Here is a 19275-nt window from a genome sequence, read left to right on the forward strand (position 1 = left end):
GTTGCGTCAGCTCGACACTGTTTCCTGTTGGGTGGTAGGTGCGGTCTGTTCCTTCTCGATAGCAGCAGACGTAATCTTCACTGCATGCAACCCTTTGGGTCCCTGGATGATCTCGAAATTTACATCTTGCCCGGCTTTGAGAGTCTTGTACCCGTCCATCTCAATGGCCGAATAGTGGGCAAAGAAATCAATTAGATGACCGTCTTCATCACGGCCTTCTCTGGCATCGGTGTTAATGAAACCGAACCCCTTGGCATTGTTGAACCATTTCACCTTACCGACTGACATACCCATATCCCTCTGCAACAGACTCCATCACTGGAGTATCATCCAGTTCATCCGCAGTCATTTCCTGGAAATAAGATTGACTCCGCGGACCTTTTTTACCCACTGTGGGCTCTATTGGTTGTAACACCGTTTTCCCGATAGTCAAGGTGACCGGGCAGTCGGAGTTGAAATCGACGATGGCCGCCCCCACCACTGTATTCGCACAACTGACGAACCTTTCTTTCCATGCATGCAATCAGCCAGATTCGACTAACATTCAATCAGGATCGCCCTGATTCACACGACGACGATTCCGCAGGCATTGCTGTTCAGGAGGCAAAGCCTGCTTTACAGGCGCCGCCGATGTACAAGGTGGTTTTGTTTAATGATGACTACACACCGATGGATTTCGTCGTCGAAGTGCTCGAGGTGTTTTTTAACCTGAATCGCGAGCTGGCGACCAAGGTCATGCTGGCCGTCCACACAGAAGGACGGGCAGTATGTGGAGTGTTTACCCGCGACATCGCCGAGACTAAGGCCATGCAGGTCAACCAGTACGCCAGGGAAAGCCAGCATCCGCTACTCTGTGAAATCGAGAAGGACGGTTAATCGCCGACCACTTGGGTATGAGGTGAAGCTATGTTAAACCGCGAGCTCGAAGTCACCCTCAATCTTGCCTTCAAGGAGGCCCGTTCGAAGCGTCATGAATTCATGACCGTCGAGCACCTCCTGCTGGCCCTATTGGACAATGAGGCTGCCGCCACCGTTTTGCGTGCCTGCGGCGCAAACCTCGACAAACTCAAGCACGATCTGCAGGAGTTCATCGACTCCACCACGCCATTGATCCCCGTTCATGACGAGGATCGTGAGACCCAGCCAACCCTGGGCTTCCAGCGTGTTCTGCAACGTGCTGTCTTTCACGTACAGAGCTCGGGCAAACGCGAAGTGACTGGCGCCAACGTACTGGTCGCGATCTTCAGTGAGCAAGAGAGTCAGGCAGTGTTCCTGCTGAAACAGCAGAGCGTTGCGCGCATCGATGTCGTCAATTACATCGCTCATGGCATTTCCAAAGTGCCGGGGCATGGCGATCACTCTGAAGGTGAGCAAGATATGCAGGACGACGAGGGCGGTGAGTCTTCTTCTTCAAGCAATCCTCTGGATGCTTATGCCAGCAACCTCAACGAACTCGCGCGCCAGGGTCGTATCGATCCATTGGTAGGCCGTGAGCTGGAAGTCGAGCGTGTCGCGCAGATCCTGGCGCGTCGTCGCAAAAACAATCCGTTGCTGGTGGGTGAGGCGGGCGTGGGTAAAACCGCGATTGCCGAAGGCCTGGCCAAGCGCATTGTCGACAACCAGGTGCCGGACTTGCTGGCCAACAGCGTGGTGTATTCCCTCGATCTGGGGGCCTTGCTGGCCGGGACCAAATACCGCGGCGATTTTGAGAAACGCTTCAAGGCGTTGCTCAATGAGCTGAAAAAACGTCCGCAGGCGATCCTGTTTATCGACGAGATCCACACCATCATTGGTGCGGGTGCCGCGTCCGGTGGGGTCATGGACGCCTCGAACCTGCTCAAGCCGCTGCTGTCGTCGGGTGATATCCGTTGCATAGGCTCGACCACGTTCCAGGAATTCCGCGGGATCTTCGAGAAGGACCGTGCTTTGGCCCGGCGCTTCCAGAAGGTCGACGTGTCGGAACCTTCGGTGGAAGACACCATTGGCATCCTGCGCGGTCTGAAAGGGCGTTTCGAAGCGCACCACGGCATTGAATACAGTGATGAAGCCCTGCGTGCAGCGGCTGAGCTGGCCTCGCGCTACATCAATGACCGGCACATGCCGGACAAGGCCATTGACGTCATCGACGAAGCGGGTGCCTACCAGCGTCTGCAACCGATCGAGAAACGCGTGAAACGCATCGAAGTGCCTCAGGTCGAGGACATCGTTGCGAAAATCGCGCGGATTCCGCCTAAGCACGTCAACAGCTCCGACAGAGAGCTGCTGCGTAACCTTGAGCGTGACCTGAAGCTAACGGTATTTGGCCAGGATGCCGCGATCGACTCGCTGTCGACCGCGATCAAACTGTCCCGTGCCGGCCTCAAGTCGCCTGACAAGCCAGTCGGTTCGTTTCTGTTCGCAGGGCCTACCGGTGTCGGTAAAACCGAAGCGGCGCGTCAGCTGGCCAAGGCGTTGGGGATCGAGCTGGTTCGCTTCGACATGTCCGAGTACATGGAACGCCACACCGTATCGCGTCTGATCGGTGCACCTCCAGGCTATGTCGGGTTCGATCAGGGCGGTCTGCTCACCGAAGCCATCACCAAGCAGCCTCACTGCGTGCTGTTGCTCGATGAGATCGAGAAGGCGCATCCGGAAGTCTTCAACCTGCTGCTGCAGGTGATGGACCACGGTACGCTGACCGATAACAACGGGCGCAAGGCGGACTTCCGTAACGTGATCGTCATCATGACGACCAACGCCGGTGCCGAAACGGCAGCTCGCGCTTCGATCGGTTTCACCCATCAGGACCACTCGTCCGATGCGATGGAAGTGATCAAGAAGAGCTTCACGCCAGAGTTCCGCAACCGTCTGGACACCATTATCCAGTTTGGTCGCCTCAGCCATGAGGTCATCAAAAGTGTGGTGGACAAGTTCCTTACCGAGCTTCAGGCGCAGCTGGAAGACAAGCGTGTGCAGCTGGAAGTGACGGACGCGGCGCGCAGCTGGCTGGCAGCGGGTGGCTACGACACGGCAATGGGTGCTCGACCAATGGCGCGTTTGATTCAGGACAAGATCAAGCGTCCGCTGGCGGAAGAGATCCTCTTTGGCGAACTGGCCGACCATGGTGGTGTGGTTCACATCGATCTCAAGGACGGCGAGCTGACCTTCGACTTCGAGACCACGGCTGAAATGGCCTGACAGTTATCGCAAGAAAGTAAAAGGCGCCGAAAGGCGCCTTTTGCTTTCTGCTGAATTTTGAAAGCTTGGCACATCCCCTGTGGGAGCGAGCAAGCTCGCTCCCACAGGGGATGGTGTTGATCCATCAAATCGCAGACAAACAAAAACGCCCGGCATAAACCGGGCGTTTTGTATTGACTTGATTAGCGAGCGCGGTAAGTGATGCGCCCTTTGCTCAAGTCATAGGGCGTCAGCTCGACGCGCACTTTGTCGCCGGTAAGAATACGAATGTAGTTCTTGCGCATCTTGCCGGAGATATGCGCGGTACGACGTGCCCATTTTCCAACTCCACACGAAACATGGTGTTGGGCAGGGTGTCGACGACAGTGCCTTCCATTTCGAAGCTGTCTTCTTTCGACATGCAGTAAAGCCCTCGGTGTCCAATGAATGGCCCGGTGCAACTGCGCCAGGCAAAAGCGGCGTGCATTGTGCCCGAAAAATGGGGTTTAAGCCAAGGGGTTTACGGCTTGCTCTAGTTCAGGATGACCCAGCGCTGATTAATCAGCAGTTCGATAGGGCGATATTGAGTCTTGTAACTCATCTTTTTGCAGTTTTTGATCCAGTAGCCCAGATAGACGGCTTCCAGCCCCAGACGCTGAGCCTCGGCGATTTGCCAGAGAATCGCATAACGCCCCAGGCTGCGGCGTTCTTCAGCGGGCTCGTAGAAGGTGTAGACCGCCGACAGACCGTTCGGCAGCAAGTCGGTGACGGCCACCGCTACCAGTCGTCCTTCGAGGCGGAATTCGTAGAATCGGGAAAACGGCAGGTCACGTACCAGGAACGTCGCAAACTGATCGCGACTCGGCGGGTACATATCGCCATCGGCGTGACGCTGTTCGATATACCGCTGATAAAGGTCGAAATACTCTTCGCTGAATAGCGGCCTGGCAGGGCGGACCTGCAGGTCGACGTTGCGTTTGAAGATGCGTTTCTGCTGGCGGTTGGGCGAAAATTGCGCCACAGGGATGCGCGCCGGTACGCACGCATTGCAATTCTGGCAATGAGGCCGGTAAAGATGATCGCCGCTACGACGGAAACCCATTTCAGACAGGTCTGCATAGACATGCACATCCATGGGCTGACTAGGGTCGAGGAACAAGGTCGTGGCCTGCTCCTCGGGCAGATAACTGCAAGAGTGGGGCTGAGTGGCATAGAACTTCAAACGCGCCAACTCGGTCATGATCAACCCTCGGGATAAGCTTTTGATTAAGTGTAAGCCACTCGCGTAAAAGTCGCTCAGCAAACCCAGGCGGCGCTGTCCGGCTGATCCAGATGCTGCGCAAGGTAGTCGGCAAACTCGCTGCGAGGAATCGCTCGGGCGCCGAGGCTGTGCAGATGGTCGGTCGGCATCTGGCAGTCGATCAGCACAAAGCCTGAGTCTTTCAGATGTCGGACCAGTGTGGCAAAACCATATTTCGAGGCGTTGTCGGCGCGGCTGAACATGGACTCGCCGAAAAACAGCTGACCCATCGCCAGGCCATAGAGCCCGCCGACCAGTTCGCCCTGGTCCCAGACTTCCACCGAATGGGCGTAGCCACGCCTGTGCAGCTCGAGGTAGGCGTTCTGCATGGCTTCTGTGATCCAGGTGCCGTCGGCGTAATCCCGAGGCGCGGCGCAAGCGCGGATGACCGCGGCAAAATCCTGATCAAAGGTCACTTGATAGCGTTGCTGGCGCAGCAGTTTGTTCAGGCTGCGGGAGACATGCAGTTCGTCGGGAAACAGTACGGTGCGCGGATCCGGCGACCACCAGAGAATCGGCTGGCCTTCCGAGAACCACGGAAAACAGCCGTGGCGATAGGCCTGAATCAGACGATCGGCGGACAGATCCCCGCCCGCGGCCAACAGCCCGTTGGGATCGCGCATGGCTTTTTCCAGGGGCGGGAAGGTCAGGGTATTGCGTTGTAACCAAGTCAGCATGGCATCCGGGCTTGCAGAAGGGGAGGGCAGTGGTGGGCGGGTGGGCCCGCCGTGAAGTGTGCCGTCAAACGACTGGAATGTCGTCGAGATACTTCTCGGCGTCCAGCGCGGCCATGCAGCCGGCCCCGGCAGACGTCACGGCCTGGCGGTAAACGTGATCGGCCACGTCACCGGCGGCGAACACGCCCGGGATTTCGGTGCTGGTAGCATCGCCTTCGCTGCCGCCCTTGACCAGCAGATAGCCGTTACGCATTTTCAGCTGGCCCTCGAACAGGTCGGTGTTGGGCTTGTGGCCGATAGCGATGAACACGCCTGTCAGCGGCAATTCACTGATCTCGCCAGTGTGGCTGTCCCGCAGGCGGGCGCCGGTCACGCCGCTGGCATCACCCAGCACTTCATCCAGATTCTGGTTCCAGTGCAGGCGGATATTGCCTTTGGCGGCTTTTTCGAAGAGCTTGTCCTGAAGAATCTTCTCCGAGCGCAACTTGTCGCGCCGGTGAATCAGGTGAACTTCCTTGGCGATGTTTGACAGGTACAGCGCTTCTTCAACTGCCGTGTTGCCGCCGCCAACGACTGCGACCACCTGATTGCGGTAGAAGAAACCGTCGCACGTCGCGCAAGCTGAAACCCCTCTGCCGGCAAATGTCTCTTCCGATGGCAGCCCCAGGTATTGCGCCGAGGCGCCGGTGGCGATAATCAGCGCGTCACAGGTGTAAGTGCCGCTGTCGCCGATGAGTTCGAACGGGCGCTGTTGCAACTTGGCAGTGTGAATGTGGTCGTAGACGATCTCTGTGTGAAAGCGCTCGGCGTGTTTTTGCATGCGTTCCATCAGCACCGGGCCGGTGAGGCCTTCAACATCACCGGGCCAGTTGTCGACTTCGACGGTGGTGGTGAGCTGGCCACCTGCCTGTATGCCGGTAATGACAACGGGATTGAGGTTGGCGCGGGCGGCATAAACGGCTGCGCTGTAACCGGCAGGGCCGGAACCCAGAATGATCAGGCGGGAATGCTTCGCTTCGCTCATAAAAACACCTCATAAGCCTTTGTCACAAAAGAGAATGCATGCTCAAATTGAACCGCGCGTTATGTGCTGTTGGCTATGCTACACCTTGGTTTTCAAGCATGGCATCGGACGAACAAACCCGTACAATGCCTGCCTGTTACAGTGTTTGTAATAAAATAAGCGCCGCGCGCCGTGTTTATAAAAACCGGAGCGTAGTGTTAAAAGTAGTCTCAGTTACGCCTGTTCACTTTTTTACCTGCCTGGATTGGGCAGTTTTTTATAGTCATTCAACAGATGGACGCGCCATGGGCGCAGGAAAAGAAGCGTTTTGAAGAAATCCACCGCAGCACCCAAAACAGTCGTTCCGCTCTGGCGCCAGCAATTGCACTACCGGCTCAAGGAAGGTGCATTGATCGCCATCGGCGGCTTGTGCCTGTTCCTGATGATGGCCTTGTTGACCTACGGCAAGGACGATCCGGGCTGGAGCCATAACAGCAAGATCGACGATGTGCAGAACTTCGGCGGACCGGTCGGCTCTTACAGCGCCGATATCCTGTTCATGGTGTTGGGTTACTTCGCCTACATCTTCCCGCTGTTGCTGGCGATCAAGGCATATCAAATCTTCCGTCAACGCCACGAGCAGTGGGAGTGGAGCGGCTGGCTGTTCTCCTGGCGCCTGATCGGCCTGGTGTTTCTGGTGCTGTCGGGCGCGGCCCTGGCCCATATCCATTTCCACGCCGCGACCGGTCTGCCGGCCGGGGCTGGCGGCGCTTTGGGCGAAAGCCTCGGTGATCTGGCCAGGAACGCCCTGAATATCCAGGGCAGTACGCTGTTGTTCATCGCGTTGTTCCTGTTTGGCCTGACGGTGTTCACCGACCTGTCGTGGTTCAAAGTGATGGACCTCACCGGCAAGATCACCCTCGACCTGTTCGAATTGTTCCAGGGCGCGGCCAACCGCTGGTGGGCCGCCCGCAGTGAACGCAAGCAACTGGTCGCCCAATTGCGTGAAGTCGACGACCGCGTCAATGACGTGGTGGCGCCGACCGTCACCGACAAACGCGAGCAGGCCAAGGTCAAGGAACGCCTGATCGAACGCGAGCAAGCCTTGAGCAAACACATGTCGGACCGTGAGAAGCAGGTGCCGCCGGTGATTGCCCCAGCGCCGCCCAAGCCATCGGCGCCCAGCAAGCGCGTGGAAAAAGAGAAGCAGGCGCCGTTGTTCGTCGACAGCGCCGTCGAAGGCACCTTGCCGCCGATCTCGATTCTCGACCCGGCAGAAAAGAAACAACTCAATTACTCGCCTGAATCCCTGGCGGCGGTTGGCCACTTGCTGGAAATCAAGCTCAAGGAATTCGGCGTCGAAGTCTCGGTGGACTCGATTCACCCGGGCCCGGTGATTACCCGTTACGAAATCCAGCCCGCGGCCGGCGTCAAGGTCAGCCGCATCTCCAATCTGGCGAAAGACCTGGCACGTTCCCTGGCCGTGACCAGCGTGCGCGTGGTGGAAGTGATTCCGGGCAAGACCACCGTCGGTATCGAGATTCCTAACGAAGACCGCCAGATCGTGCGCTTCTCCGAAGTGCTGTCGACCCCCGAATACGACAACTTCAAGTCGCCGGTTACTTTGGCCCTGGGTCACGACATTGGTGGCAAGCCGGTTATCACCGACCTGGCGAAAATGCCTCACTTGCTGGTAGCCGGTACGACCGGTTCCGGTAAATCGGTGGGCGTGAACGCGATGATCCTGTCGATCCTGTTCAAGTCCGGCCCGGAAGACGCCAAGCTGATCATGATCGACCCGAAAATGCTTGAACTGTCGATCTACGAAGGCATTCCGCACCTGTTGTGCCCGGTCGTGACCGACATGAAGGACGCCGCCAACGCCCTGCGCTGGAGCGTGGCGGAGATGGAGCGTCGCTACAAACTGATGGCGAAAATGGGCGTGCGTAACCTGTCGGGCTTCAATGCCAAGGTCAAGGAAGCCCAGGACGCCGGTACGCCGTTGACCGATCCGTTGTACAAGCGCGAAAGCATTCACGACGAGGCGCCGCTGCTGACCAAGCTGCCGACGATTGTCGTGGTGGTGGACGAATTCGCCGACATGATGATGATCGTCGGCAAGAAGGTTGAAGAACTGATCGCCCGTATCGCCCAGAAGGCGCGTGCGGCCGGTATCCACTTGATCCTCGCGACCCAGCGGCCGTCGGTTGATGTGATCACCGGTCTGATCAAGGCCAACATTCCGACGCGTATGGCGTTCCAGGTGTCGAGCAAGATCGACTCGCGAACCATCATCGACCAGGGCGGTGCCGAACAGCTGTTGGGCCACGGTGACATGCTTTACATGCCGCCGGGCACCAGTCTGCCGATTCGTGTCCACGGTGCCTTTGTGTCCGATGACGAAGTTCACCGGGTGGTCGAAGCCTGGAAACTGCGCGGCGCGCCGGAATACAACGACGAGATTCTCGCCGGTGTCGAAGAGCCGGGTAGTGGCTTTGAAGGCGGCAGCGGTGGCGACGAAGACAGTGAATCCGACGCGCTCTACGACGAAGCTGTGCAGTTCGTACTGGAAAGCCGTCGAGCGTCCATTTCTGCGGTTCAGCGCAAGCTGAAAATCGGCTACAACCGCGCCGCGCGCATGATCGAAGCCATGGAGATGGCCGGGGTCGTGACGTCCATGAACACCAACGGTTCGCGTGAAGTCCTGGCGCCTGGCCCGGTGCGCGACTGAATTGATTGAAACGCGGTGGCGTAATGACGCGCCATCGCACCCCCACGAATGTTATGAGGACTCCCATGCGTCTTATCCGCATGCTGTTGCTGCCGGTTTTGGCTTTGACCACGCTCTCGGCCCACGCCGATGACAAGGACGTGGCGCGTCTGACCCAATTGCTGGAAAAATCCCAGACCCTGACCGCGCGTTTCTCCCAGCTGACCCTCGACGGCAGCGGCACCCAGTTGCAGGAAACTGCGGGTGAAATGTCCTTGCAGCGTCCTGGCTTGTTTTACTGGCACACCAACGCGCCGGCCGAACAAACGATGGTCTCCGACGGCAAGAAGGTGACGTTGTGGGATCCGGACCTGGAACAGGCCACCATCAAGAACCTCGATCAGCGCCTGACCCAGACCCCGGCGTTGCTGCTGTCCGGTGACGTGTCCAAGATCAGCCAGAGCTTCGACATCAGCGCCAAGGAAGCCGGTGGCGTGATCGACTTCACCTTGAAGCCGAAAACCAAGGACACCCTGTTCGACAGTCTTCGCCTGTCGTTCCGTAACGGCCTGGTCAATGACATGCAGATGATCGACAGCGTCGGTCAGCGCACCAACATCCTGTTCACCGGCGTGAAAGCCAACGAGCCGATTCCGGCGTCCAAGTTCAAGTTCGACATCCCGAAGGGTGCCGATGTGATCCAGGAATAAGAGCAGACGCAAAGCCCTGTGGGAGCGAGCTTGCTCGCGATAGCGTCGGGTCAGTCAACATTGATGTTGAATGTAATGCCGCCATCGCGAGCAAGCTCGCTCCCACAGGAACGGTGGTGTTCAATCCCTTGACTGATCGGCATCAGGACCCAGTGAGGTTTCATAAGTAGTGATGGACCTGTTTCGCAGTGCCCCGATAGCTCAACCTTTGGCAGCACGCCTGCGTGCCGCCAATCTGGACGAGTACGTCGGTCAGGAACACGTGCTCGCTCGCGGCAAGCCTTTGCGCGAAGCGCTGGAGCAGGGTGCCTTGCACTCGATGATTTTCTGGGGCCCGCCGGGTGTGGGCAAGACCACCCTGGCGCGGCTGCTGGCGGAAGTCTCGGATGCGCACTTCGAAACGGTTTCGGCGGTACTGGCCGGCGTGAAGGAAATCCGTCAGGCGGTGGAAATCGCCAAGCAGCAGGCCGGGCAGTACGGCAAGCGGACCATCCTGTTCGTCGATGAAGTGCACCGCTTCAACAAGTCCCAGCAGGATGCGTTCCTGCCATACGTCGAAGACGGCACGCTGATTTTCATCGGCGCAACCACTGAAAACCCCTCGTTTGAACTCAACAACGCGTTGCTCTCCCGAGCCCGAGTCTACGTGCTCAAAAGCCTTGATGAAGCGGCACTGCGCAAACTGGTGCATCGAGCGCTGACTGAAGAACGTGGTTTGGGCAAGCGGCAACTGACCCTCAGCGATGAAGGTTTCCAGATGCTGCTGTCGGCCGCCGATGGTGATGGCCGGCGTCTGTTGAACTTGTTGGAAAACGCCTCGGACCTGGCTGAAGACAGCAGCGAGATCGGCGTCGACCTGCTGCAAAGCCTGCTCGGTGATACCCGTCGGCGTTTCGACAAGGGCGGTGAAGCGTTTTACGACCAGATATCTGCGCTGCATAAATCCGTGCGCGGCTCCAACCCCGATGGTGCGCTGTATTGGTTTGCACGGATGATCGACGGCGGTTGCGATCCGTTGTACCTGGCCCGGCGGGTGGTGCGCATGGCCAGCGAAGACATCGGCAACGCCGACCCTCGCGCCTTGAGCCTGTGCCTGGCGGCGTGGGAAGTGCAGGAGCGCCTCGGCAGCCCGGAAGGCGAATTGGCGGTGGCTCAGGCCATTACCTATCTGGCCTGCGCGCCGAAAAGCAATGCGGTGTACATGGGTTTCAAAGCCGCCATGCGCAGCGCCACCGAACACGGTTCGCTGGAAGTGCCGCTGCACCTGCGCAACGCGCCGACCAAGCTGATGAAGCAACTGGGTTATGGCGACGAATACCGTTACGCCCACGATGAGCCGGACGCTTACGCTGCTGGCGAAGACTATTTCCCGGAAGAACTCGAGCCACAACCGTTCTATCAGCCGGTGCCGCGTGGCCTGGAGCTGAAGATCGGCGAGAAACTCAATCACCTCGCGCAACTTGACCGTCTCAGCCCCCGGCAGCGGAGAAAATAGTGATTCCTTTGATCGTTGCCGTTTCTGTGGGCGGAATCGCCGGAACGCTTTTGCGCTTTGCCACCGGTAATTGGATCAACGCTAATTGGCCACGGCACTTCTATACCGCAACGCTGGCCGTTAATATCGTCGGCTGTTTGCTGATCGGCGTTCTATACGGTCTGTTTTTGATCCGCCCGGAAGTGCCGATTGAGGTGCGCGCCGGGTTGATGGTCGGCTTCCTCGGGGGGCTGACGACTTTTTCATCCTTTTCACTGGATACGGTGCGCCTGCTGGAAACCGGGCAAATGCCGCTGGCCTTCGGCTATGCTGCCATCAGCGTATTCGGCGGGCTGCTCGCTACCTGGGCTGGCCTGTCCTTGACCAAACTTTGATAACGAGAGACCGACATGCTCGATTCCAAACTGTTACGTAGCAACCTTCAGGACGTAGCGGACCGCCTGGCATCCCGTGGCTACACGCTGGATGTTGCGCGCATCGAAGCGCTGGAAGAACAGCGCAAGACCGTCCAGACCCGCACCGAAGCGCTGCAGGCTGACCGTAATGCGCGCTCCAAATCCATCGGCCAGGCCAAGCAGCGCGGCGAAGACATCGCACCGCTGATGGCTGACGTCGAGCGCATGGCGAACGAGTTGAGTGACGGTAAAGTCGAGCTGGACGGGATCCAGACCGATCTGGACTCGATTCTGCTCGGCATCCCGAACCTGCCACACGAATCTGTACCCATCGGCGGCGACGAGGACGGCAACGTCGAAGTGCGCCGCTGGGGCACCCCGACCGCGTTCGATTTCCCGGTTCAGGATCACGTCGCCCTGGGCGAGAAATTCGGTTGGCTCGACTTCGAAACCGCCGCCAAGCTGTCCGGCGCCCGTTTCGCCCTGTTGCGTGGTCCGATTGCTCGTATGCACCGCGCCCTGGCGCAGTTCATGATCAACCTGCACACCAGCGAACACGGTTACGAAGAGGCCTACACGCCTTATCTGGTTCAAGCGCCGGCGCTGCAAGGCACGGGTCAGCTGCCGAAGTTCGAAGAAGACCTGTTCAAGATCACTCGCGAAGGCGAAGCCGATCTGTACCTGATTCCGACCGCCGAAGTGTCGCTGACCAACATCGTCGCTGGCGAAATTGTCGATTCGAAACTGCTGCCGATCAAGTTCGTCGCCCACACCCCATGCTTCCGCAGTGAAGCCGGCGCGTCGGGTCGCGATACGCGCGGCATGATCCGTCAGCACCAGTTCGACAAGGTTGAAATGGTCCAGATCGTTGAACCGTCGACCTCGATGGAAGCGCTGGAAGGCCTGACGGCCAACGCTGAAAAAGTCCTGCAATTGCTCGAGCTGCCCTATCGCACCATTGCGCTGTGCACTGGCGACATGGGCTTCAGCGCGGTCAAGACCTACGACCTGGAAGTGTGGATCCCGAGCCAGGACAAATACCGCGAGATTTCGTCGTGCTCCAACTGCGGTGATTTCCAGGCCCGCCGTATGCAAGCGCGTTTCCGCAATCCGGAAACCGGCAAGCCTGAACTGGTTCACACCTTGAACGGTTCCGGCCTGGCGGTCGGTCGTACGCTGGTGGCGGTGCTGGAAAACTACCAGCAAGCCGACGGTTCGATCCGTGTGCCGGACGTGCTGAAACCGTACATGGGTGGCCTTGAGGTCATCGGCTAAATGGACTATCTGCCGCTGTTCCATAACCTTCGCGGCAGTCGTGTCTTGGTCGTCGGCGGGGGGGAGATTGCCTTGCGCAAATCCCGCCTGCTGGCCGAAGCCGGTGCGCTGCTGCGGGTGGTCGCACCTGACATCGAACCGCAACTGCGCGAACTGGTTGCCGGCAGCGGTGGCGAGTGTCTGGTGCGAGGCTACGTTGAGTCGGACCTGGACGGTTGCGGGCTGATCATCGCCGCCACCGATGACGAACCGCTGAACGCACAAGTCTCCGCTGATGCCCATCGGCGTTGTGTGCCGGTCAATGTGGTGGACGCGCCAGCCTTGTGCAGCGTGATCTTCCCGGCGATCGTCGACCGTTCTCCTTTGATCGTAGCGGTCTCCAGCGGCGGCGATGCGCCGGTGCTGGCGCGGTTGATCCGCGCCAAACTGGAAACCTGGATTCCTTCCACCTACGGTCAACTGGCCGGCCTGGCAGCGCGTTTTCGCAGCCAGGTCAAACACCTGTTCCCGGATGTGCAGCAGCGTCGGGCGTTCTGGGAAGATGTGTTCCAGGGCCCGATTGCCGACCGGCAACTGGCCGGGCAGGGCGCCGAAGCCGAGCGCTTGATGCTGGCGAAAATTGCCGGTGAAGCGCCGGATGCAACGGGCGAAGTCTACTTGGTGGGCGCCGGCCCGGGTGATCCCGACCTGCTGACCTTCCGTGCCTTGCGTCTGATGCAGCAAGCCGATGTGGTGCTGTATGACCGCTTGGTGGCGCCAGCAATTCTGGATTTGTGCCGTCGCGATGCCGAGCGGATTTACGTCGGCAAGCGTCGCGCCGATCACGCTGTGCCACAAGATCAGATCAACCAGCAATTGGTGGATTTGGCCAAACAAGGCAAGCGGGTCGTGCGGTTGAAGGGCGGTGATCCGTTCATCTTCGGTCGCGGCGGTGAAGAGATCGAAGAACTGGCGGCCCATGGCATCCCGTTCCAGGTGGTGCCGGGTATCACCGCGGCCAGCGGTTGCGCGGCGTATGCCGGGATTCCGCTGACGCACCGTGACTACGCGCAGTCTGTGCGTTTTGTCACCGGGCACCTCAAGGACGGTTCCACCGATTTGCCGTGGGCCGACCTGGTCGCGCCGGCGCAAACCCTGGTGTTTTACATGGGGCTGGTGGGTTTGCCGATCATCTGCGAGCAGTTGATCAAGCATGGTCGCGCGGCGGATACGCCGGCGGCGTTGATCCAGCAGGGCACCACGGTCAATCAGCGGGTGTTTACCGGCACGTTGGCAGATTTGCCAAGTCTGGTGGCGGAGCATGAAGTGCATGCGCCGACGCTGGTGATCGTTGGGGAAGTGGTGCAATTGCGCGAGAAACTGGCGTGGTTCGAGGGCGCTCAGGCGCAAGTCTAGAGACCGCGTCGCGCCCATCGCGAGCAAGCTCGCTCCCACATTTGATTTGTGTCGTTCACAAATCCCCTGTGGGAGCGAGCTTGCTCGCGATGGGGCCCTCAAAACCGCCCAGTATTTCAGATCAGGCCTGGCTCTTGAGCCAAACCCCTTTCCCGCTCAACCGCTCGCGATCATGCGGCGCTGTGAAATCCTGCGCCGGTCCTTTCGGCACAATCCCCGTCGGATTGATGGTCTTGTGGCTGCCATAGTAATGATTCTTGATGTGCTCAAAGTCCACCGTCTCGGCAATCCCCGGCCACTGATAAATCTCTCGTAGCCAGTTCGACAGGTTCGGATAATCGGCAATCCGCCGCAGGTTGCACTTGAAGTGGCCGTGATACACGGCATCAAAGCGAACCAACGTGGTGAACAGCCGAATATCCGCTTCCGTCAGGTATTCCCCGGCCAGGTAACGGTTCTCGCCTAACAGCAACTCCAGCCGATCCAGTTCGGCAAACACATCATCGAACGCCTCGTCATAAGCCTTCTGCGACGTGGCAAACCCGGCGCGATACACGCCATTGTTCACCGCCGGATAAATCCGTTCGTTCAGCGCATCGATCTCGCCCCGCAGCGGCGCCGGGTAGAAATCCAGGTCATTACCCGTCAAATCATCGAAGGCGCCATTGAACATGCGGATGATCTCCGCCGATTCATTGTTGACGATGCGATTCTGCTGTTTGTCCCAGAGCACCGGCACCGTGACGCGGCCGGTGTAGTCGGCGGTATCGGCGGTGTAGCGCTGGTGCATGAAATGGAAATGATCGAGCTTGTCCCCGGTCGATCCGAGGTTCTGGTCGAAGGTCCAGCCGTTTTCCAGCATCAGCCAACTGACCACCGAGACGTCGATGAGGCTTTCGAGGCCTTTGAGTTTGCGCAGGATCAGCGTGCGGTGAGCCCATGGACAGGCGAGGGACACGTAGAGGTGATAACGGCCGGACTCGGCCGCAAAGCCTCCGACACCTGTCGGGCCAGGCTTGCCGTCGACGGTCAGCCAGTTGCGACGCTGCGCTTGTTCACGCTGGAACGCGCCGTCCTTGCCGCTTTCGTACCACTGGTCATGCCAGCGACCTTCAACTAACAAACCCATGTTCAAGACTCCTCAACCAATAAGCGTTGGAGAGGAGTCTATTCGCATAGGTTCGATAAAAAAGCGCAAAGATTGGGCGCTTATGATCGGTTAAATCGATTTGTCCCGAGCATCCCAATACTGCTGGGCGGTTTCGAAAGCGTGTGCGCGGGTTTGGCCGAGGCCGCGCAAGGCCAGGGCCATGGTCGAGATCAGCGCCATTTGCGGATAGCTGTCGACTACGTCGCCACGCCACACGGCTTTCAAATGCTCGGGATCGAGGGTGGCCGGTTTGACGTGGCGTTGTGCCGACAACTGCGGCCATTCCTCGTCCCAGCTTTCGCCGCCAGTGGTGCCGTACAAGTGACTGTCAGCGTCCGGGTTGATCTCGATTTCGCCGCCGTCGCCTTTCACCACGATCGCGGTATCGCCGAGCAAGCCGCTGGCATCGCGATGCACAGCCTGGTAACCGGGGTGGAAAATGCTTTGCAGGCCACAGCGAGCGCCCAGCGGATTGAGAATCCGCGCCAGGGAGTGGATCGGCGAACGCAGGCCCAATGTATTGCGCAGGTCGATCATTCGTTGCAGATGCGGTGCCCAATCCACCAGCGGCATGAAGGCCAGACCGCCGTTATCGAGCGCCACACCCACTTGCTGCCAGTCGCGGCACAACGGAATCTTCAATTCATCCAGCAATTGCTCGCTATAGAGCCGACCCGCCGTGTGCGCGCCGCCGCCGTGCATAAAGATGCGCAGACCATTTTGCGCCAGGCACTTGGCCGCCAGCAGATACCATGGCAGATGGCGTTTCTTGCCGGCATACGTCGGCCAGTCCAGATCGACGGCCAGTGCCGGCGGATTCAGGCGCTCGCGCAACGCTTCGGTGAACCCGGCCATTTCCTCAGCGCTTTCTTCCTTGTGCCGCAACAGCATCAGGAATGCGCCGAGCTGGGTGTCTTCGACCTTGTGGTCGAGCACCATGCCCATGGCTTCGCGGGCTTCTTCGCGGGTCAAGTCGCGGGCGCCGCGTTTGCCTTTGCCGAGGATGCGCACGAACTGCGCGAACGGGTGTTCGGCTGGGGTTTCGAGGGTCAGCGCTGGGTAGTCGGTCATAAGCAATTCGTCGGTTTGGGCAGGCCCGCCAGTTTCGCGGCGAGTTTGGCAGGGGTGCCTTTGAACAGTCGGTTCAGGTGCAGGCTGTTGCCCTTTTCCGGGCCCAGCTTCGTTGCTGTGTACTTGATCAGCGGACGGGTGGCCGGCGACAGCTGGAATTCGGCGTAGAAGCTGCGCAGCAGTTCGAGGATTTCCCAGTGTTCGGGGCTCAACTCGATGTCTTCGGCGGCTGCCAGGGCGCTGGCCACCTCAAAGGACCAGTCGCTCAGTTCTACCAGGAAACCGTCCTTGTCCACCTCGATGGCGCGTGCGCCGACCGTCAGGGATTTCATAGCCAACTGTTGACCTTGTCGTAGTGAATCGACAGCTCGACGAAGGCCGGGTAATCGATGGCCTTGGCTGTGTTAGGAATCTCCAGCGCGCGAGCCTGGGCGTCTTCGGCCAGTACGAACAGTTTCAGAGTGCGGGCGTTCAGCGCGTTGAACGGCGCGGTGCCTGGTTGCAACGCATAAACCGCGTCGCCAGTCAGCAGCAGCGCATCGTCAGCGCCGATCACGCGCAGGCAACTGGTCAGGCGATCGTCGCCGAACGGGGAATGAGACAACACATGCAAAGTCGACATCAGAGGGTGATCACCTGGTCGTAACGGTCAATAAGTGCGGTGATTTCACGGGCGGCCAGCACCTGAGCTTCGTCCAGCGACAAACCGGCCGGGTCCAGGCCCCGTTCCGCAACGCTGTCGCCACAGACAAACAGCTCGTCGACACCGAACATCGGCAAGGCTTGCAGATTCGCGCTCAGATCCTTCTGCTGGAGGGCCTTGGCGTCCTGTTTCGCGGCGAGCTGGAACACCCCGTCATCGAGAAACAGCAGGCCGATGGGCAGATCGAACGCGCCGCCGGCCAGCACGATGTCCAGCGTTTCCCGCGCACTCGGCCCGGACCAGGGCGCCTGACGGCTGATAATCAGCAAGGATTTAGGCATCTCACGCGCCTCCGAAACAGATCAGGCGGTCGGCGTCCTGCACCGCGTCATGCAACTGGCCCAGGCCAGACAATTCCCACGGCGCGCCCACCGCAACGGCTTCACGCTGATAGCGCCCGGCTTCTTCTTCGTTCAACACGCCACGGCGCAGGGCGGCTGCGATGCACACGACGCCGTCCAGTTGATGCTCGGTGACGAAGTTGCGCCATTGCTTGGGCAAATCCTGCTCATCCTGCGGCGTGACCACGCTTGCGGAAGCGTTGTAGACGCCGTCCTGATAGAAAAACAGCCGGACAATCTCATGCCCACCGGCCAACGCAGCCTGAGCAAACAGCAGGGCGCGGCGCGAGGAGGGCGCATGGGCGGCGGAAAACAGCGCGATGGCGAACTTCATGGCGGACTCGATCAGTAAAACTGCGGCCATGATAAAGCTTTATCGCCGGGGCGGCTAAATCGATGTTGTCTGTGCGGCCCCCATCGCGAGCAAGCTCGCTCCCACACGTTTTGCGGTGAAGCCACAATCTTCGGCATCACACAAACCCCTGTGGGAGCGAGCTTGCTCGCGATGGGGCCCGCACAGGCCACACAAGATTCAGCGCGGCATGTAACCCAACTGCCAGCGTCGCGGGATTTTCAGCGACAGCAGCCCGATGGCGCCGGCCAGCAGACCGCTGACAAACAAGGCCCTGAGCCCCAAATGATGTTCCAGCACGGCGCCGAGTACCGCGCCGGCAAACATTCCGGTCCAGGGGATCAGTTGCACGCGCCAACCGTTGCGCCGTTCGCCGAGCATCCAGCGTCCCAGGCCACGGCCGAAGCGCGACAGGGCGCCGGTGACGTAGGTCAGGCCGACCGGCAGTCCGTTCACTTCTTCCACGGCGGCATTGAGCATGCCCATGGCGATGATCGCCGCCAGTAGCGCTGGCAATTGTTCGTCGTAGGGCCAGGCAGCGGCGCCGCAGAGCAGCGTGGCGATGCACAGCAGCAAGGGCAGCGCCCGACGACCGCCGAGGCGGCTGACGATAATCCCCAAGGCGTTGCCGACGATGAAGGTGCCGACGAGGATCACCAGGCGCAAGGTCAGGCTCAGGTCGCCGTCGCTGATGGCGACGGCGAGGCGGGTGGTATTGCCGCTCATGAACGAGACGAAATCACCGCTGGCCATGAAGCCGATGGCGTCGGTCATGCCCGCGAGCACCGAGAGGCTGGCCACCAGCGACATGCCGATGCGTCCGCGCCATTTGCGGGTATGCAGATGGCCTGGGCTCGCGCGGTCAGTGGAGAGGGATGGCAACATCAGCGAAGGTCGTCCTCAGGCAGCGACCGAAATGGTCACTTACTCAATCCATATAACTCGCAATACTCCAGCCAGTCCATGCCGGCCATCTCGGCCACTTCCTTGTGCACTTCCAGGCGCTGTGCCTGATAGTCCTCGGGCGTCGCGGCGGTCAGTTGCAGCGTCAGCTCCCAGGCAAACAATCCCAGGCGCTCGGCCTCGGCTTCAAAGGCTTCATGCAAGCGTTCGTCGCGGTACTGCGCCGCGGTCTCGCCCTTGGCCTGAGCCAACAGCGGGTTGAGGTTGTCGAGTTCGACGCGCAGTTCAGGGCGCTCATCGAGAAACTTCTTCAGCGCTTGCTCGTGTTGCTGTTCGGTTGCCGCCATGGTCGCTCCTTGAGGCTGGATTACGAAGACTGCTTCTTGCTGGCCTTGGCCGCTGCTGCCAGGCACTCGAGGGCAAACTGCTCGGGATACGTCATTTGAATCGGCGTGGTTTCACCTTTGACGGTTCTTTCGCCGTCGAGGATGTAACGAATCCGCTTGTCGGTGACGCCAATTCGCTTGGCAATCCAGGACGGCGTCTGACCGATCTGGCTGATCAGCTTGTCGGCATATTCAGCGGTCGGTTTGTAATATTCGGCGTTGGGTGTCATGACCTTTCCAGAAAACAAGCCCG

Annotated in this window: 22 protein-coding genes and 1 pseudogene; 9 read left to right on the forward strand and 14 right to left on the reverse strand. The window is 59.5% G+C overall.

The window, feature by feature from the left end:
• Positions 1 to 6 precede the first annotated feature (6 nt).
• On the reverse strand, positions 7 to 288 hold the full coding sequence (locus ACIQU2_RS00070) for a cold shock domain-containing protein (RefSeq protein WP_403137503.1): 282 nt from the start codon (positions 286 to 288) through the stop codon (positions 7 to 9).
• Positions 289 to 513: 225 nt separating this feature from the next.
• Here ACIQU2_RS00070 and clpS point away from each other — a divergent pair, with 225 nt between their 5' ends.
• A complete protein-coding gene (gene clpS / locus ACIQU2_RS00075; RefSeq protein WP_046032480.1) occupies positions 514 to 876 on the forward strand; it encodes an ATP-dependent Clp protease adapter ClpS in 363 nt (120 codons plus the stop codon).
• Positions 877 to 906: 30 nt separating this feature from the next.
• Entirely contained in the window at positions 907 to 3177 is a 2271-nt protein-coding gene (gene clpA, locus ACIQU2_RS00080; protein ID WP_347805478.1) for an ATP-dependent Clp protease ATP-binding subunit ClpA, read from the forward strand.
• Between the two features lie 182 nt (positions 3178 to 3359).
• Here clpA and infA read toward each other — a convergent pair.
• The 4 genes and pseudogenes from infA to trxB all read right to left on the reverse strand — a co-directional run bounded on the left by infA (position 3360) and on the right by trxB (position 6157).
• Positions 3360 to 3577: pseudogene (gene infA / locus ACIQU2_RS00085) on the reverse strand (translation initiation factor IF-1).
• 111 nt (positions 3578 to 3688) lie between these two features.
• Positions 3689 to 4396 (reverse strand): arginyltransferase, encoded by a 708-nt coding sequence (locus ACIQU2_RS00090; RefSeq protein ID WP_347805477.1) that lies wholly within the window; start codon positions 4394 to 4396, stop codon positions 3689 to 3691.
• A gap of 56 nt (positions 4397 to 4452) precedes the next feature.
• The gene (aat, locus tag ACIQU2_RS00095) at positions 4453 to 5133 is read right to left on the reverse strand and encodes a leucyl/phenylalanyl-tRNA--protein transferase (protein WP_403137506.1); all 681 of its coding nucleotides are present in this window, start codon (positions 5131 to 5133) and stop codon (positions 4453 to 4455) included.
• 64 nt (positions 5134 to 5197) lie between these two features.
• Positions 5198 to 6157, reverse strand: coding sequence for a thioredoxin-disulfide reductase (gene trxB / locus ACIQU2_RS00100; protein ID WP_403137509.1), 960 nt, complete (start codon positions 6155 to 6157; stop codon positions 5198 to 5200).
• A gap of 38 nt (positions 6158 to 6195) precedes the next feature.
• Between trxB and ACIQU2_RS00105 the strand changes: the two genes are divergently transcribed.
• The 7 genes from ACIQU2_RS00105 (at position 6196) to cysG (ending at position 14116) form a co-directional block, all read left to right on the forward strand.
• A complete protein-coding gene (locus ACIQU2_RS00105) occupies positions 6196 to 6468 on the forward strand; it encodes a hypothetical protein (RefSeq protein ID WP_347803457.1) in 273 nt (90 codons plus the stop codon).
• The gene (locus ACIQU2_RS00110; protein WP_403137512.1) at positions 6465 to 8867 is read left to right on the forward strand and encodes a DNA translocase FtsK; all 2403 of its coding nucleotides are present in this window, start codon (positions 6465 to 6467) and stop codon (positions 8865 to 8867) included. The genes ACIQU2_RS00105 and ACIQU2_RS00110 overlap by 4 nt, the downstream gene beginning before the upstream one ends.
• A gap of 65 nt (positions 8868 to 8932) precedes the next feature.
• Positions 8933 to 9556: an outer membrane lipoprotein chaperone LolA gene (lolA, locus tag ACIQU2_RS00115; RefSeq protein WP_008154853.1), complete on the forward strand. Its 624-nt coding sequence runs from the start codon at positions 8933 to 8935 to the stop codon at positions 9554 to 9556.
• Between the two features lie 172 nt (positions 9557 to 9728).
• On the forward strand, positions 9729 to 11051 hold the full coding sequence (locus ACIQU2_RS00120; protein ID WP_403137516.1) for a replication-associated recombination protein A: 1323 nt from the start codon (positions 9729 to 9731) through the stop codon (positions 11049 to 11051).
• Positions 11051 to 11425: a fluoride efflux transporter CrcB gene (gene crcB / locus ACIQU2_RS00125; protein ID WP_403137518.1), complete on the forward strand. Its 375-nt coding sequence runs from the start codon at positions 11051 to 11053 to the stop codon at positions 11423 to 11425. Before ACIQU2_RS00120 ends, crcB begins: the two co-directional genes overlap by 1 nt.
• 15 nt (positions 11426 to 11440) lie before the next feature.
• Positions 11441 to 12721: a serine--tRNA ligase gene (gene serS / locus ACIQU2_RS00130; protein ID WP_347803454.1), complete on the forward strand. Its 1281-nt coding sequence runs from the start codon at positions 11441 to 11443 to the stop codon at positions 12719 to 12721.
• Entirely contained in the window at positions 12722 to 14116 is a 1395-nt protein-coding gene (gene cysG / locus ACIQU2_RS00135; RefSeq protein ID WP_347803453.1) for a siroheme synthase CysG, read from the forward strand.
• A 121-nt stretch (positions 14117 to 14237) separates the two neighbouring features.
• On the opposite strand, the gene ACIQU2_RS00140 is transcribed toward cysG, so the two are convergent.
• The 9 genes from ACIQU2_RS00140 to ACIQU2_RS00180 form a co-directional block, all read right to left on the reverse strand.
• Positions 14238 to 15245, reverse strand: a complete 1008-nt coding sequence (locus tag ACIQU2_RS00140) for a glutathione S-transferase family protein (protein ID WP_403137522.1) — start codon at positions 15243 to 15245, stop codon at positions 14238 to 14240.
• A 90-nt stretch (positions 15246 to 15335) separates the two neighbouring features.
• On the reverse strand, positions 15336 to 16337 hold the full coding sequence (locus ACIQU2_RS00145) for a glycosyl transferase family protein (protein ID WP_403137524.1): 1002 nt from the start codon (positions 16335 to 16337) through the stop codon (positions 15336 to 15338).
• Complete coding sequence (locus tag ACIQU2_RS00150; protein WP_347803450.1) at positions 16334 to 16669, reverse strand: TusE/DsrC/DsvC family sulfur relay protein; 336 nt, start codon at positions 16667 to 16669, stop codon at positions 16334 to 16336. Before ACIQU2_RS00150 ends, ACIQU2_RS00145 begins: the two co-directional genes overlap by 4 nt.
• Positions 16666 to 16959, reverse strand: a complete 294-nt coding sequence (gene tusB, locus ACIQU2_RS00155) for a sulfurtransferase complex subunit TusB (RefSeq protein ID WP_403137528.1) — start codon at positions 16957 to 16959, stop codon at positions 16666 to 16668. The genes ACIQU2_RS00150 and tusB overlap by 4 nt, the downstream gene beginning before the upstream one ends.
• Entirely contained in the window at positions 16959 to 17321 is a 363-nt protein-coding gene (gene tusC / locus ACIQU2_RS00160) for a sulfurtransferase complex subunit TusC (RefSeq protein ID WP_403137530.1), read from the reverse strand. The genes tusB and tusC overlap by 1 nt, the downstream gene beginning before the upstream one ends.
• 1 nt (position 17322) lies before the next feature.
• Positions 17323 to 17715: a sulfurtransferase complex subunit TusD gene (tusD, locus tag ACIQU2_RS00165; RefSeq protein ID WP_223430577.1), complete on the reverse strand. Its 393-nt coding sequence runs from the start codon at positions 17713 to 17715 to the stop codon at positions 17323 to 17325.
• A 198-nt stretch (positions 17716 to 17913) separates the two neighbouring features.
• A complete protein-coding gene (locus ACIQU2_RS00170; RefSeq protein WP_403137532.1) occupies positions 17914 to 18618 on the reverse strand; it encodes a YoaK family protein in 705 nt (234 codons plus the stop codon).
• 35 nt (positions 18619 to 18653) lie between these two features.
• Positions 18654 to 18983, reverse strand: a complete 330-nt coding sequence (locus ACIQU2_RS00175; RefSeq protein ID WP_403137533.1) for a DUF6388 family protein — start codon at positions 18981 to 18983, stop codon at positions 18654 to 18656.
• Positions 18984 to 19003: 20 nt separating this feature from the next.
• Positions 19004 to 19252, reverse strand: coding sequence for a hypothetical protein (locus ACIQU2_RS00180; protein WP_008154823.1), 249 nt, complete (start codon positions 19250 to 19252; stop codon positions 19004 to 19006).
• Positions 19253 to 19275 lie beyond the last annotated feature (23 nt).

Origin of the sequence: Pseudomonas sp. NPDC098740, from assembly GCF_044760065.1 — a bacterium.
GTDB classification, from domain to species: Bacteria; Pseudomonadota; Gammaproteobacteria; order Pseudomonadales; family Pseudomonadaceae; genus Aquipseudomonas; species Aquipseudomonas rossensis.